This is a genomic window from Bacillus sp. YKCMOAS1 (assembly GCF_030268125.1).
In the GTDB taxonomy this organism is placed as follows: Bacteria; Bacillota; Bacilli; order Bacillales; family Bacillaceae; genus Bacillus; species Bacillus safensis.
Genome location: NZ_BSEI01000001.1, coordinates 208,734 through 225,802, shown reverse-complemented (window position 1 = coordinate 225,802; position 17,069 = coordinate 208,734). Strand labels below are relative to the sequence as shown.

Genomic DNA, 17,069 nt, shown 5'->3' with positions numbered 1-17,069 from the left:
AAGGCGGAATAGCATGACAGTCACAATTAAAGACATAGCAAAATTAGCAAACGTCTCTCATACCACGGTATCAAGGGCTTTGAATAACAGTCCTTTTATTAAAGAGAAGACAAAACAAAAGATTTTGTCGATTGCAAAACAGCTGAATTATTCACCGAATGTCCATGCGAGAGGCCTTGTATCACAAAAATCATTTACAATCGGTCTGTTTTTTACGAGTTTAACAGAGGGCACATCTTCAAGCTTCTTTGTGGATGCGTTAAAAGGTGTCAATAGCGTCATGACAGAGTATTATAATCTCTTTGTAAGAGGAATTGATGATTTTCACGATTATACAACCATTCATAAACAACGCTATGATGGCATTTTGCTCATGAGTCAAAGCGAGCACGATGAGGCGTTTATCCATCATGTGAAGAAACAGGGCATTCCCATCATTGTGCTGAATCGCCGTGTAGAAAGTCATGAAGTCATGAATATATTAGCAGATGATAGTCAAGGAGCTTACCAGGCTGCACAACATTTCATTCACCAAGGTCATGAACAAATCGCCATCATTGAAGGGAAAGAAGGCTTTAAATCAACTCAAGAAAGAAAAGCTGGTTTCCTGCAAGCGTTAATTGATCACCAAATACCTATGAAGAAAGAATATATGATGAAAGGCGATTATCACATGAAAAGCGGCTATGAATCAATGGAATCGCTGCTGGCCCTTGATGAACCGCCAACAGCGCTCTTTTGCTCAAATGATGACATGGCGATCGGTGCAATGAATGCTTTATTTGCAAAAGGCAAAACGTGTCCAAATGATATTTCTATTATTGGTTTTGATGATATTGCATTTTCATCCTATACCACACCTGCATTGACAACGGTGAAAAAGCCGATTGAAAAAATGTGTGCACTTGGAGCAGAAGCCATTCTTTCAGTAATAAACGGTGAAGAGCAGGAAGAAGATCATATGGAAAAAGTGTATGTTCACACAGAGCTGATGATCAGAGACTCAGTTAAAAAGGTGCAGTAATCAGCACCTTTTCAGAAAAATGTTCACGTGTGCATATTACTTGGAGAGGGGAATCCATTTGAAACGATTATCAAAAGCCATATACCCGGCACCTGAGTATCCGGAAACGATTTTGCAGATTGGCGAAGGAAATTTTATGCGAGGATTTATCAATTGGCATATCCAGAAGCTGAACGACTGCACAGATTTTAAAGGAAGAGCGGTTGTTGTCCCTCCTCGAAAAGGATCAGTGGCAGCCTTAAATGAACAAGATGGCTTGTACACATTATGTATTCAGGGATATCATGAACGGCAAGAAATGAATGAACGTATGATCATCCAATCGATTAGCAGAGGAATTAGTACGTATACGGATTACGAGGAGTTTTTACACGTAGCGAAAAACCCGGATCTCCGCTTTGTCTTCTCAAACACGACGGAGGCAGGACTTGTGCTCAAAAAGGAGGACCGTTTGGAGGATCGGCCACAAGCCAGTTTTCCAGGAAAGCTGACAGCGTTCTTGTATCACCGGTTTAAAGCATTTGCTGGAGATGAGCAGAAAGGACTGATCATTCTGCCTTGTGAATTGGTTGAACAAAATGGTGATCGATTGAAGGAATATGTGATTAGTATGGCAGCTGAGTGGAAATTGCCGCCTGCGTTTATGACATGGATAAAAGAGACCAACACGTTTTGTAATACGCTTGTGGACCGGATTGTTCCTGGATTTTCTAAGGAAGCGGCTGAAATCGTAGAAAAGGAAGAAGGGTATATTGACGAATTGCTTGTCACGGCAGAATATTATCACCTTTTTGTCATTGAAGCACCTGCGTTCGTGCAAAAGGAGCTCCCGTTTCAAGAAGCAGGGTTAAATGTTCTTTTTGTAGAGGATATTGCGCCTTATCGTATGAGCAAGGTACGAATTTTAAACGGTGCACATACAGCGATGGTGCCGATTGCTTACTCATGCGGTATAGAAACTGTAAAAGAAGCTGTGGATGATGAGCATGTTGGTCCGTTCATCCGGCGTATGCTGGAGGAGGAAGTACTTCCAGGACTTGAACTTCCTAAAGATGAGCTTCTTCTTTATACACAATCCGTTTGGGATCGTTTTTGCAATCCATTTGTAAAGCATCAATTGCTGGATATTGCACTGAATGGGGTATCCAAATTCCGAACCCGTAATCTTCCGTCATTGCTTGATTATGTCGAGCAAAAGAAACAGCTGCCAATGAAACTTGTGTTTTCACTTAGCAGTCTCATTTATTTCTACAGAGCACATGCAGGAAGGGTAAAGGATGATGAAACTGTGCTCACGCTCATGAAGGAAGCATGGGAAAACCGTTCCAATGAAGCGGTTGCAGCGAGGATCCTTTCATACGAATCATTATGGGGCAGAGATTTAACGGATGTAAATGGATTGAGTCAAGCTGTAGCTGATCAGCTTACCCTCATACAGAAGCACGGGATGAGTGCGGCTGTTCACCAAATGATGCGTCATCAATATGAAAATCAGGGGGAGAAGGCATGAAAGACTTTATTGTCATCCACCCTTCAGATAATGTCGGTATTGCTTTAAAAGGATTGGAACAAGGGGAAGAGCTGCAGCATCAAGGACATACGATTATCTTAAAAGAGACCGTTGGCAAAGGTCATAAGTTTGCATTGGCTGATATCAAGCAAAGAGAGAATATTATCAAATATGGCTATCCCATTGGTCATGCAGTGACTGCCATTTCTGCTGGAGAATGGGTGCATACGCATAATATTAAAACCAATCTATCTGGCAAGCTAGAATACGAATACCAGCCTTCATTATCAGAAAACCCCTATGAAAAAACAAATCTTACATTTAAAGGATATAAACGAAAAAATGGCGAAAGCGGAATCCGCAATGAGCTTTGGATTGTTCCTACCGTTGGATGTGTGAATGGCATCGCCGATCAAATGATCCAAATATTCACCGCTGAAATGGGTGGAAACATCCATCCTTTTGAAACAGCCCTCGTATTAAAGCACAATTATGGATGCTCACAGCTTGGGGACGATCATGAAAATACCAAAACCATTTTACAAAATGCGGTGAAGCACCCTAACGCTGGAGGAGTACTTGTTCTTGGACTTGGGTGTGAAAATAATGATATTGAGGATTTTCAGTCCACATTAGGTGAATATGACCGTACGAGAGTGAAATTTTTAAGAAGCCAAGAAGTAGGAGATGAGATTGAGACGGGAGTGGCTTTACTCAAGGAAATTTATGATGCGGCGAAAGAAGATCATCGTGAAGACATTCCGTTATCTGAGCTGAAAATTGGTTTGAAGTGCGGAGGATCAGATGGATTTTCCGGTATTACTGCAAATCCGCTTTTAGGCAGACTGTCCGATTTTATTGTCGCGCAAGGCGGAACGACGGTGCTGACAGAAGTGCCCGAAATGTTTGGTGCTGAAACGATTTTAATGGAGAGAGCAGCATCAGAAGCGACTTTCGACAATATTGTGCAAATGATCAATGACTTTAAACAATACTTTTTGGATCATCGACAGCCGGTATATGAAAATCCTTCCCCGGGAAATAAAGCTGGTGGAATTTCGACATTAGAGGATAAGTCTCTTGGCTGTACACAAAAAGCAGGTACTTCTGATATTAAAGATGTATTGAAATATGGAGAGCTGCTGAAACAAAAGGGATTGAACTTATTAAGTGCACCTGGTAATGATTTGGTTGCTTCATCTGCTCTTGCTGCTTCCGGTTGTCAAATGGTGCTTTTTACAACAGGCAGGGGGACACCATTTGGTACGTTTGTGCCAACAATGAAGATCTCGACCAACACAGCTTTATATGAAACAAAAAAGCACTGGATTGACTTTAATGCCGGAGAACTGCTTGAAGATGTACCGGAAGATGTTGTGTTAGAAAAATTCATTTCAACGGTTATTGATGTGGCGAGTGGGAAGCTGTTAAATCATGAGAAAAACAATTTTAGAGAGCTGGCTATTTTCAAAACAGGTGTCACACTTTAAGGCGACTGGGGGATGAGAAAGTGTCTAAAAAGCGGGATTTGATGTATATCACAGCAGGAACGGTACTAACTGGAGTCGGAATTGCTCGATTAGCAAAGCAAGGGAAGAAAGATAAAAAAGCAAACGGGATCGATCAAGTGTTAAAGCAGATAAAAGCGCCGCAGTTCCCAGATCGTGAATTGAATGTGGTTCATTATGGAGCAGATGCGGAAGGGAAAGAGTTATCTACAAATGCCATTCAGTCTGCCATCGATGAAGCACATCGGTTGAAAGGAGGAAGGGTGCTGATCCCAGCAGGGACGTTTGTGACAGGTGCTTTAGAATTGAAAAGCAATGTAGAACTTCATCTGCATGAGAAAGCCTATGTGACATTCAGTCAAGACCCAAAGGATTATCTGCCTCTTGTACTGACAAGATATGAAGGGATTGAGCTTTATAATTATTCACCTCTCATTTATGCACACCATGCAGAAAATATCGCTATTACTGGAGCCGGAACGCTTGATGGCAGAGGGGATGAGCATCATTGGTGGCCTTGGAAGTATGGGACAAATGGCCAGCCCTCTCAGGATCGGGATCGTCAGCTCTTGTTTGAAATGGCGGAAAAGAGAATACCGGTAGAAGAAAGGGTGTTTGGAGAAGGCCATTATTTAAGATCGAGCTTTATTCAGCCATACCAATGTCAGCAAGTTCTAATCGAAGGAGTGACAGTGAAGGATTCACCAATGTGGCAAATTCATCCTGTATTAAGTAGTAACGTCATCGTCCGCGGTGTTAAAATCATTGGGCATGGACCAAACACAGATGGTGTCAATCCGGAGTCTTGCCGGAATGTGCTCATTGAAGATTGTTACTTTGATAACGGAGATGATTGTATTGCCATCAAATCGGGCAGAAACGAGGATGGACGGAGAATAGGGGTTCCATCTGAAAACATCGTCATTCGTAGAAATGAGATGCGGGATGGACACGGCGGTGTGACGATCGGGAGCGAGATTTCTGGCGGGGTAAAGTATGTTTATGCAGAAAATAATGTAATGGACAGTCCGAACCTTGACCGGGCACTACGTATTAAAACCAACTCTGTCAGAGGCGGTACGATTGAACATATTTATTTTAAAAACAATACAGTCAAAAGTCTAAAGCATGAAGTGATCTGTATCGACATGATGTATGAGGAAGGAGATGCTGGTCCGCATCGTCCTGTTGTACGTTATATTGAAGTAGAAGGACTCAAAAGCAGCGGCGGACGATATGGTGTGAAAATAGCCGCATACGCACATTCTCCTGTTACTCATTTTAAAATGATAGATTGTGTCATAGATGAAGTGGCGTACCCCTTATCTTTAGAGCATGCAGTTTCTCCTGCTTTTCAGAAAGTCGTCATCAATGGAGAACCAATCAATCAATAGAAGAGTGAAAAACAGTCTTTTTAGAGGCTGTTTTTTTGTTTTATGAACAGAAAAGACGCTTTTAGAAATCACATATACAACCTATCTGCACTGTAGTATAATATTCCCGAAATTAGAAAAGAATTGACGAAAGAGATTTCGTTAAGCAGTACATAAACCAGGGGGTTCACTCATGAAAAAGTTAACAGCTATTTGGCTATCGTTATTGCTTGTGATGGGTGTTTTAGCAGGATGTGCAGGCGCTGAGACAGATCATAAAGCAACAGGGTCACAAAATAAAGAAACGGCCACTGCGGCATTTCCAGTATCGATTAAAGATGCAGCTGGCAAAACAGTCGAAATCAAAGAACAGCCTAAACGAATTGTTTCGTTAATTCCAAGTAATACGGAAGTTGCTTATGCACTCGGTCTTGGAGATAAAATGGTTGGACGATCAGACTTTGATAATTATCCAAAGGAAGTCGAAAAGGTAGAGAAGATTGGCGGACTTAAATTTAATGTCGAGAAGGTCATTTCCTTAAAGCCAGATCTTGTGTTAGCACATGCATCTCAAATGGGATCAAAAGAAGGATTTAAACAGCTTGAAGATGCAGGGATCCAAGTGCTGACTATAAATGATGCAACCTCCTTTAAGGATGTGTACAAATCAATCCATATGATCGGTGAAGCAACTGGCGTGAAAGAAGCATCAACAAAGCTTGTAGATGAGATGAAAACAAAATTGAATGACATCAAGAAACAAGCAGAGACGATTTCAAAAGACAAACAAAAAACTGTCTTTGTCGAAGTGTCAGGTGCGCCTGAAATCTATACAACTGGTAAAAATACATTTATGGATGAAATGCTTTCTGTTATCCATGCCAAAAATGCTGCTGGCGATCAAACTGGCTGGGTGCAAATGACAGAAGAATCGATCATCAAACGAAATCCTGATGTTATCGTGACAATTGATGGTTCCAGCTTAGCTGATTTGAAAAAAAGAGACGGCTGGAATGCAATGAAAGCAGTGAAAGAAAAACAAGTCTTTCAATTGAATACGGATCTCGCATCAAGACCGGGACCGCGATTGGTTGAAGGAGTCGAGGCTCTTGCGAAAAGCGTCTATCCTGACACGTTCAAATAAATTGATCATCGCATATACACTAAGTTCTTTACTTCTTGTGATGAGCATTGGAATGGGAATCTCCTTTGGAAGCTTAGGGATTCCCATTCCTTCTATTCTTCGTATATTTGTTCATGAACTATTCGGAGTACAGTTTGGAACCATTGATTCCATCGATCGCAATATTATGATGAACATTCGGCTGCCAAGAGTCATATTAGCGGCATTAGTCGGAGCAGCACTGGCGTTATCTGGTGCAGCTTTTCAAGGTTTATTAAAAAATCCTCTCGCTGACCCTTATACGCTGGGGGTATCTCAAGGGGCATCAGTTGGAGCCGTAGCGACCCTGTTTTTTAGCTGGCAGCTCCCGCTTGTTGGCAGTTTCACACTGCCATTATTCAGTATGACAACAGCGCTTGTGACCCTGTGTCTCGTTCTCTTTTTTGCGCGTCTTGTTCATCGGGGGATGAGCATTTCTTCTTTAATTTTGACAGGAGTGATTTTCAGCTCTTTTTTGGGTGCGCTCATTTCATTGATGATTGCTTTAACAGGTGATGATCTAAAAGAGATCATTCATTGGCTGCTTGGCAGTGTGTCCATGAGAGGCTGGCGTTATATTGTGCTTTTTCTTCCTTTCTTTTTAATTGGGACCTTTGCGTTAATGTTGATGGGGCGAGATTTAAATGTCATGACGTATGGCGAGGAGAAGGCAAAGCTATTAGGTGTCCATGTGAAAAGGAGCAAATATATTGTGCTTCTGGCAGGCTCGATTCTGACCGGAAGTGCAGTAGCCGTATCAGGGACGATCGGTTTTGTAGGACTTGTGATTCCACATTTTATCCGCCTCTTAACTATCACGGATCATCGGCATCTGCTGCCTTTGTCTATGTTGAACGGTGCTTCCTTTCTCGTATTAGCAGATATGTTATCCCGTACCATCATTGAGCCGACTGAATTACCGATTGGCATCATTACTGCGTTAATTGGTGCACCTGTATTTGGCATCATCCTCATTCGTCAATATAGAGGGGGGACGCACGTATGATTCAAGTGAAGGAAATCAGAGGTGGATATGGTGAGAAAGAGATTATTCGTGGCATTAGCCTTGAAGTAAAGCAAGGAGAATTTCTCGGTATACTCGGCCCAAACGGGAGCGGTAAGACAACCCTGCTTAAAATGATGGCAGGAGTTTTAGCACCTGAGAGCGGTGAAGTGCGCCTCGGCGGTCACCTTGTTCAATCCTATCAGCCAAAGGCGCTTGCGCAAAAGATGGCAGTTCTGCCGCAGAAAACGGACCAAGCTTTTTCATTTACGGTGGAAGAAACCGTCCAATTCGGCCGTTATCCATATCAAAAAGGGTGGCTGCAATCTGTCACGCAAGAAGATGTGCTGGTCGTCAGAAAAGTAATGGAACAAACGGGTGTAGCACAGTTTAAGGATCAACCCATCCATGAGTTAAGCGGAGGAGAACAGCAGCGTGTGTATTTGGCACAGGCATTGGCGCAGCAACCTGAATATTTATTGCTGGATGAACCAACCAGTTTCCTTGACTTAGCCTATCAAAAAGATTTGCTTGATTTAATTAAAGAAGAAACGACTTCCTCTAGGTTAACGGTCATTGGCGTATTCCATGATGTGAACATTGCTAGTTTATATTGTGATCGGCTGCTGCTGCTTCATGAAGGAAAGACTGACATGTTAGGACTCCCCCATCACGTCTTGACCACCGAACGAATCAACCGTGTGTATGAAACAAATGTGACACCGCTCCAGCATCCAATTAGGGCAAACCCTCAGTTGATGGTTGAACCTGCGGTCTCTTCTAATGCATCAATTGTAAACATAGCGGATGGCTGGAGGACATATGGCTCAGAAGGAATGATATTTTCCATTAATCAGCCTCTTCGCATTCTTACCTCACATAAGGAAAACGGCGGGTTCTTTTGGAAAAGGTCGATTGGAACGGGAACGAAGACGCTTCATCATCAGTTAGAGCCAACTGAAGATATGCTGTTTTTCGAGCAAGCTAAAGGATTAGCGAAATACGCCGCAGAAGACGCCGAAGACGATATGATCCTTTACAGCATGCTTCAGCAAGAAGAGTTGACCATTTGGCTTATCCTGAAACGATCTTTATCAGACGGCGCAGCTGTTCAGCTCATAGGTCAGCTTATGCACATCATAAAGCAAGAAACAAGCATTCCAATCCATCATCTTTGTATTGCTGCACCCAATACGCAGGAAACGGAAGATGTTGACCTTTTACACGAAAGATTAGGACAAAAGGTGCATGGGCTTCTTCATAAGTTGAAAGTCATTCAAAAGTAAACGTACAGTTATATTTAGGTTAGTTGAGTAAAACAGTTGATATTGTAAGGACTACACATTTTAGATATGTGTAGTCCTTACAATTGTTCTTAAGAAAAAAAGCTGCCACAATGACAGCCAGTTCTAATTTTATATCTAAGACGGTTGAATTCTAGTTAGATGAAATGCCCTTTCCGCCTTGTGTTATTAAAGTATTGATTCTTTCCATACCAGTAATAATTGGTTTCGCACGACTTATTAAAGTTTGGGTAGCTTCAAGACCTAGAGACGCTTGATGGGCATCTTCATTTGCCCACACTTCATAAACATAAACAGAACTTGGTTCATTCTCGGAAATATTCACAAGATATATTTCACATTCATCCAAATTCTTCATTGATTCTGCTGCTTCTAACAGAATATCAACCATTTTTTCTTTTTCGCCTTCTTGTACCATAAACTTGTTAAATAAACTAAATTTACTCATACCATCCTCCTTCATTTTGTCTTAATCACATTTTAGACACTATAAACTATATCTTCAATCATTATTTTATAAGGAAATAAAAAGGATGGTTGGGCTTCATAATGGACTATCTATCCTATTATTTAATATCTTAATTTAACAAATGGTTCACTTTTCTATTTCATTGATGACATTCATTCACCATGTTTTAGTAAAACAACTACATCCTATTTAGTTCGGGTTATACTAAAAGGACAAAGCAGTAGAAAAGGGGGGAATACCGTTGAAACTTTATACGAAAACCGGGGATCAGGGACAAACAGGCTTGATCGGAGGAAGAGCTGATAAAGATGATGTGAGAGTAGAGGCATATGGTACGTTAGATGAGGCGAATAGCTTTATTGGACTCGCGCATGCAAAATTACGGCAGCATGGCGAATTGTTTCAGGACCTTTTGTCAGAGCTGATCGTTATACAGCATGAGCTGTTTGACTGCGGCGGTGATTTGGCAGCAGTGAAACCACGTAAAGTAGGCAAATTAACAGAAGCCTCTGTGGCAGTACTTGAGGAAAGAATGGATGTCTATGTAGAAGAAGCTGCGCCGCTCACCAAGTTTATTTTACCGGGCGGTCAGGAAGGTGCTGCTCTTTTACATGTGGCGCGGACAGTCGTCAGAAGAGCAGAGCGGCATATTGTGACGCTTGCGAAACAAGAGGAGATTCCAGCCGTTGCGCTCACATATGTAAACCGTCTATCCGATTATTTATTTGCTGCCGCCCGAATCGTGAATCATCGGCTTGGTGAAGCTGATGTTGAATATGAACGAAGTGCAGACGTGTTTCGTTCTAAATAAGAAAAAGCACTCTTCGAATGAGAAGAGTGCTAAACGTCTTCGTTCTATAAGCACAAAAGGGATTCCAGGTCTTGCTTGTGCAATGAACACTTTATTTCGTATACAAATGCTTCATTAGCTCTTTGTTTTTTTGAATAAATATGTCATTGTGCGAAGAAACCATTCCACGAGCGCTTGCATCAGGCATTACGTATTGCTTCGCTTGGTTTACTGCATTCGCAGCATCCTGGAAAGCCCCAGCAATCAAATGTAATTTTCCTTCATGATGCAAAATATCGCCTGCTGCATAAATGCCCCGGACTGACGTCTCACTCAGTGGAGTTCCTGCAATCCAGTAATCCTTCTGCTCTAGTTTAATGGTACTATTCGCAAGTAATTCTTTGTCTCGTTCGTATCCATGATTGATAATGACTTCATCTATGGCTAGCTTAAATAAAGTATCGTCCTGATTATTTTTGAGAACAACCGTTTCAATCCGCTCATGATCGTCTGCTGCGATGAGCTTTTCAATCGAGGTATGAAGCAGACATTGGACAGAGCTATTTTTAAGGCGCGATATTTCGGCTTCATGTCCTTTCAAAGCATCTTTCCGGTAGGTTAAATACACTTGCTTGGCAATCGGCTCCAGCTCATTCGCCCAGTCAATGGCTGAATTACCACCTCCTGAGATCAACACGGTTTTATCTTTAAAACGTGCAAGGGATTTGACCGTATAATGCAAATTTTGAACCTCAAATCGTTCTGCCCCCTCAATATCCAATTTAATCGGCTTGAGGATACCTCCTCCAACAGCTAAAATGACGGTTTTGGAGTAATGTTTTTGATTGGACGCGGTGTGGAGAACAAATTGACCTGTTTCGTCTTGAGAAATAGAGGTCACCTTTTCTCCGAGTACGACCTTTGGATCAAAGGTCAGTCCTTGAGTAACAATTTGTTCAATCAGCTGCGAGCCTGGAACTGGCGTTAATCCGCCTATATCCCAGATCATCTTTTCTGGATAAACATGAACCTTTCCTCCAAGGAAAGGCTGGAATTCAATCAGTTTCGTTTTCATTTCACGCAATCCACTATAAAAGGCGGAAAACAATCCAGCAGGTCCGCCGCCAATAATGGTTACATCATATACATCCATGTCCTTCATCGTACAATTCGCCCCACTTCTTTTGCTTCATATATTTTTAAAAATGACCATAGTCATGATTTCATAGCTGATTCATGCAGTCTCATTTACTTTCTAATTGCTGCTGCAAGGCTTCTAAAAACTGGATGCGGCTATGAGCAGGTCCTCCTTCAAGGAGTGGATGTACCACATTGATATAAACCTGATCCTTTTTAAAGGCCGTCATGTTTCGAATAACAGGATTCTTTTTCATGTCATCAAATGCCTGCCTTGCCTCTTGATTTTCATCCGTAGAAAATTGTACAAATAGATAATCCGGATTCATTTCCCCTAGCTGCTCGACAGAGATTGCTTCTTGTGTCTTTGCCAAACTAATCGGCTGAGGAACGGCGAGACCCAATTCGTTATACAAGACAGGATTGAAATACACATCTTCTGGATATACGAAGGCTTGTGCTCCCCGAATGCGAATGATGGCTACTTTTTTATCCTTGAGCTTTTCCTTTAACGAAGCTTTTGCGTCTTTTACATCTGTTTTGTATTGAGTGAGGATTTTGTCTGCTGTCGTTTGTTTTCCTGTTAATTCGGCCATTAGCTCTAAATTAGCTTCCCAATTTGTCGCGATATGGGAGATTGGAATGGTCGGCGCAATTTTCTCTAACTTGTTCAGTACGACTTGTTGAAATTTAGAGGAGCCTAAAATAACGTCAGGTTTCAAACTTAATATTTTCTCAAAATTTGGCTGCTGTTTTTCACCGATTGATTCGGAATCGCTTGTGATTGAAGCAAATATTTTCGGAAACTTTCCTCCTACTGATATTGCCCCTGCCGGATGAACATCAAGTACAACGGCATCTTCCATCGCTTCCATTGCCCCAGTAATGACGATTTTTTCGGCTTTTTTCGGGATGGTATACTTTTTCCCAAGATACTCTATTGTTTTCGTTGCAGCATCACCTGAATTTTCAATTCCGGCATTTTTGCTTCCGGAGGCTGTAGTTGATTGCTTAGGCTTGTCTCCTCCTCCGCATGCCGCCATGATCAGCATCAATAAGGAAATGAAGCCGATGATCATTAATTTCTTATTCATCTTTTCAAAACTCCTCTCAAACTGTCTATTGTAGTCGTGCTTTATTTCATCCCCAGATGTTCACGTAAGGTGGATCCTGTATATTCACTTCTAAATAAGCCATGTTGGATGAGTAAGGGGACCAATTCATCAAAAAATAATTCTAGTGATTGTAATGAGCCCGGAAGAGCAATGAAACCGTCTAAAGCGCCTGCTTCAAACCATCTGGTTATTTCTCTCTGTGCATCCTCAGCTGTTCCCACGATGACCCAGTGTGCCGATCCAATGACCTCTGGTCTGGAGAGTACTTCTCTTACGGTAGGCTGCGTTTGTACAATTAACCTGCGCAGCAAATCAGCATGAGTCTGACTGCGTACCTGCTCATCCAATCCTTGCAGCATATCGGCAGGAACGGGTTGATCTAAGGGAAGGTGACGAATATCGAGACCTAGAATCGATTGTATCGCTGCATAACCTTGTGCAGTGCTTAAATGGGAATGAGCTTCTCGATACATTTCATGCGCCTCATCACGTGTTTTTCCTATAAAAAAGTACAAGCCAGGCAGCACACGGATCTCATCCGGCTGGCGGCCATGCTTGCATGCTCTTCTCCTCATGTCTTTCCGTAATTCAATGCCTGAGGCCATATCAGGGGTTGCTGCAAACATCGCATCTGCAGTTGAAGCGGCAAAATCCCGACCCGTTTCCGAAGCACCTGCCTGAAACAAAGGAATAGTTCCTGACGGATGAGCCGGCACATTAAGCGGCCCCTTAATTTGAAAGAAATGACCCTCATGTTGAATAGAAGAAATTCTCTCCTTGTCAGCAAACTGTCCTGTCGTTCGATTGATGAGCAGCGCCTCATTTGGATAGCTCTCCCAAAGCTTGCGTACAACATCCGTAAATTCCATCGCCTTCTTATACCGTTCTTCTGAGGTTGGCATGGGTGAATGGCTAAAATTATCGGCCCCGTCGATCGAAGTGACAATATTCCAGCCGGCACGCCCATTGCTGATCGAGTGCAAGGACTGAAGCTGTCTCGCCACTATATAGGGAGGATTGAACGTAGTCGAGGCGGTTGAAACAAGTCCGATTCGATCCGTCTCATGAGCAATCGAAGAAAGCAGAACGGTTGGGTCAAGACCGCCAAAGCCAGGGGAGTGATTCAATGACTCTATGTGGAGGGTCAGTGAATCCGGCTTAAAAAGAAAGTCAAGCTTGGCCATCTCTGCTCTCTTTGCAAGCTCAACGTAAAAGTTGGTTGAAAATAAGTGTTCTACCATGCTGCTCGGATGCTGCCAGCCTTTTCCCTTCAACCAGGTCGCTGACAAGGACAATCCGATACAAAGCTGCCTTTTTTTGTTCACATCATCTGCCTCCCAGTCGTTGCTGATTATTAGTCAGTAATAATCGATATTGATAATCATTATCATTGAATAGTATAGCAAGGACCTCGTGAAATGCGAATACACAAATAGCGAATATCATATGCATTATTATCTAATCTGGACTGACAGAAGAGAGGTGATCTTGATCGACTTCAATTTCTGAGGCAGTTAGGCTGGTTATTTCATAGAGAGCTGTGGAATTCCTTTAAGGAATGAGGCTGGCGTCTATCGTTTTGAGAAGAAATACGACAGATTTATTTAGCGATATATGCGCTAGGCGGCACTCCGAATTTCTTTTTAAATAGTCTGCTAAAATATAGCGGATTGGGATAGCCGACAGTCATAGCAACGTCACGAATCGAAATATTGCCTGCCTTTAGTATTTCAAGCGCTCTTTCCATACGATACTGGATGACATAGTCAATTGGGTGAAGTCCGGTATATTTATGGAAAAAGTATGAGAAGCTTTTAGGGTTCATATCGAACAGTTCAGCGAGATCCTGAAGTGTTAATGGAATCATATATTGTCCTCTAATATAAGCGATGGCTTCCTCAATGACCCTTTCATGAGGAGAGCTCTCTTCCTGCTTACAGCCCATTAGTATTTGATATAGGATGCGTAAAAATAATTCTTTGACTCGAAGTTTCCCCATTCCGCCAGGTGTATGGACATTCTGATGGAGCATGGTGAGTATTTCAATGATTCTCGGATTTGCTCCCGTTTCCAGCTTGAAAACAGTGTCACAGTCAGATTTCTTATCGCAATCCAAATGATAGAAAAGCGAATGATACTCGTATTCTGATTGACTGATCACCTGCAGGGCAAGCTGGCATCCTGGTGTTACATGGATGACGGACCCTGGCTGCAAATTGTAGCTTTTTCCATTGACATTCAGTCTAGCTTCCCCGCGAATACTGAAAAGAAAGCCAGCACTTTCTGTCTTAAACTCCCTTAATGTACTATGGGGCTGGATGACTAAACGATAGATTTCTTGTATGTGAAAAGAATAACTAGCAAATAGGTCAGCTAGTTGATCTCTATTTATCAATGTATGACACCTGCCTCTGACTTGATTTAGATACAACTTATTCTGTGATTCTACCATACGTTTAACAACACTCTTCTTTTCGAAGAGTGTTTTTTGTTTGATTCAACCGTTCAGTCTGAGCATTGTTACGACTCTAGTCGCAATCAAAGATCAATCTGTGACACGTTTTGCCGGCTTTCTTTTTTGACTATAGTTAAAGCAAGGAGCAAGAAAGGAGGCATGAAGATGAAAATAACAAGTAAAACCATTATCGGTTCAATTTTATTGTTTGTCGGTTTATCCATCTTCTTTGGTGGTTCATTAGGTGGACTGATTCCGGTTTTGATTGGGGCATGGCTCATCTATGTAGGTGTTAAAAAATATGAAAAAGGCAGTAAAACCTCAGGGATCATTCTAGCAGTCATTGGTGTACTGATCGTCGTGCAATTCCTGCCGTTTTTACTCGGCATCGCATTTGCAGGGGTACTTCTTTATTTTGGCTGGTCGATGATTAGTGGTGAATCTACCAAAAAATCATCAAGCAGAGCCTATATGGAGCCAAACACGGCACCCAATACGGAGGAACCGATTCACACGTCATTTGATCAAGAATGGGAAGACTTTTTAAAGAAAAAATAAAAGGAGGAACATCAAATGGTATTAAGAAGAGTAAGAGATATGTTTGTTGCAACTGTCAATGAAGGGTTAGATAAATTGGAGAGTCCGCGTGTCATGCTGAATCAATACGTTCGTGATATGGAGGATGATGTTGCGAAAGCGAAACATGCCATCATCAAACAGCAAACGATTCAGCAAGGCTTCCTGAGAAAAGCAGAAGAGACGGAAGCATTTGCTGAAAAGCGAAAGAAGCAGGCGGAGCTTGCATACCATGCGGGAGAAGAGGAGCTTGCACGAAAAGCGCTCACAGAAATGAAGTATTTTGAAGAAAAGCACAACGAATATCAGGAAGCGTACCAGCAATCTGTGAAACAATTAAAAGAGCTGAAAGAGCAATTACAGCACTTAGAAACGAAGCTGCGTGATATAAAAGACAAGAAACAGGCACTGATTGCAAGAGCCAATGCCGCACAGGCAAAGCAGCATATGAACGATTCCATCAATAAAGTAGACAGTGAAAGTGCATATAAAGAGTTTCTTCGAATGGAGAACCGTATTGAAGAAATGGAAACAAAAGCAGGCAGCTATGCACAATTTGCGGATCAAGGGGCATATGCTCATTTAGACTATGCCGATGAGGTTGAAAAAGAATGGCAGAAGCTGAAGCTCGAGAAAAAGCCTGAACAGCAGCAAGCAAACGTATAGAGATCACATCGGAAGAAAAGCAGGCTTTTTCTTCCGATATTTGATTTCTTTCTGTTTCGCTTTTCCTTATAATGAAAAGGTCAGAAGATAAAGGGATGGTATGAATGAAGCGATTAATCGGTCTAATTTGTATACTTGTAGGTATCTTTTTAATGATTGGCATGCTTTTCAAAAATGAAGGTCTCTTTCATTTAAGTTTTTCCCGTGAAAAACCAGTGACAACAGCTTCAGCAAAGACAGAGGAGATTGATCAATTAGATATTTCTCTTTCTGGGTTTCGCGTGAAGGTAAAACCTGAAAATCGTTCTGATATTTCCGTGACTGCTGTCAATGGAAAAGGGAAAATGTATGCGGAGCAAACAGGTGGTACCTTCAAAATTCGTGCTGAAAATAAAAGCTTCTTGTTTTTCACTCAATTTGAAAAAGGAGAGCTTTTAGTTAAAATTCCAACAGATTATCATAAAAATGTGAAGATTACGGGTGGAAGCGGCGTCAGTGAGATTGACGGAGGAGGAAAGCTGTCCCTTCAAGATGTGATACTCAAATCAACGAGTGGAAACCTCACAGCCGAGAATTTTTCAGCAAAAAATGTAGAAATCAAAGCAACCTCTGGCAGGATGGCAGTATCGCACATCGATGCGAAGGATAGTGATATTGGGGCAACTTCAGGGCGTGCCGATATTAATGATGTAAAAGGCAAACTGCAATTGGGCATGACAAGCGGCCGAATGACGGCAAGTTTTGATACAATTGAGTCACCTGTCTCCTTTCAGATGACATCAGGGAGCGCGAAATTTAATTTGCCAGATGACGGAGATTTCAACGTTCAGGTGAAAAAAACAAGTGGAAGCGTCGATCACTCGTATGACTTTGATCAAGTGGAGAATGAAGGTCGAGGCTTTACAGGTACGCGGGGAAAAGGGACACATTTAGTCGATATTGAAATGACAAGTGGTAACCTCAAGCTGCGGTAATGA

At 42.0% G+C, this 17,069-nt stretch carries 16 protein-coding genes; 11 read left to right on the top strand and 5 right to left on the bottom strand.

What is annotated here, in order from left to right:
• Positions 1-13: 13 nt before the first annotated feature.
• From QSJ46_RS01235 to QSJ46_RS01205, 7 genes are all read left to right on the top strand, one after another.
• Positions 14-1,024, top strand: a complete 1,011-nt coding sequence (locus QSJ46_RS01235) for a LacI family DNA-binding transcriptional regulator (RefSeq protein ID WP_047202403.1) — start codon at positions 14-16, stop codon at positions 1,022-1,024.
• Positions 1,025-1,082: 58 nt separating this feature from the next.
• Positions 1,083-2,534: a tagaturonate reductase gene (locus QSJ46_RS01230; protein WP_285604169.1), complete on the top strand. Its 1,452-nt coding sequence runs from the start codon at positions 1,083-1,085 to the stop codon at positions 2,532-2,534.
• The gene (locus QSJ46_RS01225; RefSeq protein WP_047202405.1) at positions 2,531-4,024 is read left to right on the top strand and encodes a UxaA family hydrolase; all 1,494 of its coding nucleotides are present in this window, start codon (positions 2,531-2,533) and stop codon (positions 4,022-4,024) included. The genes QSJ46_RS01230 and QSJ46_RS01225 overlap by 4 nt, the downstream gene beginning before the upstream one ends.
• 20 nt (positions 4,025-4,044) lie before the next feature.
• Entirely contained in the window at positions 4,045-5,436 is a 1,392-nt protein-coding gene (locus tag QSJ46_RS01220) for a glycoside hydrolase family 28 protein (RefSeq protein ID WP_285604168.1), read from the top strand.
• 172 nt (positions 5,437-5,608) lie between these two features.
• On the top strand, positions 5,609-6,559 hold the full coding sequence (locus tag QSJ46_RS01215; protein WP_285604167.1) for an ABC transporter substrate-binding protein: 951 nt from the start codon (positions 5,609-5,611) through the stop codon (positions 6,557-6,559).
• Positions 6,525-7,583 (top strand): FecCD family ABC transporter permease, encoded by a 1,059-nt coding sequence (locus tag QSJ46_RS01210; protein ID WP_285604166.1) that lies wholly within the window; start codon positions 6,525-6,527, stop codon positions 7,581-7,583. The genes QSJ46_RS01215 and QSJ46_RS01210 overlap by 35 nt, the downstream gene beginning before the upstream one ends.
• Positions 7,580-8,866 (top strand): heme ABC transporter ATP-binding protein, encoded by a 1,287-nt coding sequence (locus QSJ46_RS01205; RefSeq protein ID WP_285604165.1) that lies wholly within the window; start codon positions 7,580-7,582, stop codon positions 8,864-8,866. Before QSJ46_RS01210 ends, QSJ46_RS01205 begins: the two co-directional genes overlap by 4 nt.
• Before the next feature lie 151 nt (positions 8,867-9,017).
• Here QSJ46_RS01205 and QSJ46_RS01200 read toward each other — a convergent pair whose 3' ends face one another.
• Positions 9,018-9,332 (bottom strand): putative quinol monooxygenase, encoded by a 315-nt coding sequence (locus tag QSJ46_RS01200; RefSeq protein WP_047202410.1) that lies wholly within the window; start codon positions 9,330-9,332, stop codon positions 9,018-9,020.
• A gap of 262 nt (positions 9,333-9,594) precedes the next feature.
• On the opposite strand from QSJ46_RS01200, the gene QSJ46_RS01195 reads away from it, so the two are divergent.
• A complete protein-coding gene (locus tag QSJ46_RS01195; RefSeq protein WP_048237412.1) occupies positions 9,595-10,164 on the top strand; it encodes a cob(I)yrinic acid a,c-diamide adenosyltransferase in 570 nt (189 codons plus the stop codon).
• 91 nt (positions 10,165-10,255) lie between these two features.
• Here QSJ46_RS01195 and QSJ46_RS01190 read toward each other — a convergent pair whose 3' ends face one another.
• The 4 genes from QSJ46_RS01190 to QSJ46_RS01175 all read right to left on the bottom strand — a co-directional run bounded on the left by QSJ46_RS01190 (position 10,256) and on the right by QSJ46_RS01175 (position 14,790).
• Entirely contained in the window at positions 10,256-11,305 is a 1,050-nt protein-coding gene (locus QSJ46_RS01190) for an NAD(P)/FAD-dependent oxidoreductase (protein WP_285604164.1), read from the bottom strand.
• An 82-nt stretch (positions 11,306-11,387) separates the two neighbouring features.
• Complete coding sequence (locus tag QSJ46_RS01185) at positions 11,388-12,374, bottom strand: ABC transporter substrate-binding protein (RefSeq protein ID WP_285604163.1); 987 nt, start codon at positions 12,372-12,374, stop codon at positions 11,388-11,390.
• Between the two features lie 41 nt (positions 12,375-12,415).
• Complete coding sequence (locus QSJ46_RS01180; RefSeq protein WP_285604162.1) at positions 12,416-13,720, bottom strand: NtaA/DmoA family FMN-dependent monooxygenase; 1,305 nt, start codon at positions 13,718-13,720, stop codon at positions 12,416-12,418.
• Positions 13,721-13,995: 275 nt separating this feature from the next.
• Positions 13,996-14,790, bottom strand: a complete 795-nt coding sequence (locus QSJ46_RS01175) for an AraC family transcriptional regulator (RefSeq protein ID WP_047202494.1) — start codon at positions 14,788-14,790, stop codon at positions 13,996-13,998.
• 225 nt (positions 14,791-15,015) lie between these two features.
• Between QSJ46_RS01175 and QSJ46_RS01170 the strand changes: the two genes are divergently transcribed.
• The 3 genes from QSJ46_RS01170 (at position 15,016) to liaG (ending at position 17,066) form a co-directional block, all read left to right on the top strand.
• Positions 15,016-15,408 carry a hypothetical protein gene (locus QSJ46_RS01170; protein ID WP_047202415.1) on the top strand — a complete coding sequence of 131 codons (393 nt, stop codon included), beginning with the start codon at positions 15,016-15,018 and terminating at the stop codon, positions 15,406-15,408.
• A gap of 15 nt (positions 15,409-15,423) precedes the next feature.
• Positions 15,424-16,092, top strand: coding sequence for a stress responsive protein LiaH (gene liaH, locus QSJ46_RS01165; RefSeq protein WP_047202416.1), 669 nt, complete (start codon positions 15,424-15,426; stop codon positions 16,090-16,092).
• 104 nt (positions 16,093-16,196) lie between these two features.
• Positions 16,197-17,066: a LiaG family protein gene (liaG, locus tag QSJ46_RS01160; RefSeq protein ID WP_047202417.1), complete on the top strand. Its 870-nt coding sequence runs from the start codon at positions 16,197-16,199 to the stop codon at positions 17,064-17,066.
• Positions 17,067-17,069 lie beyond the last annotated feature (3 nt).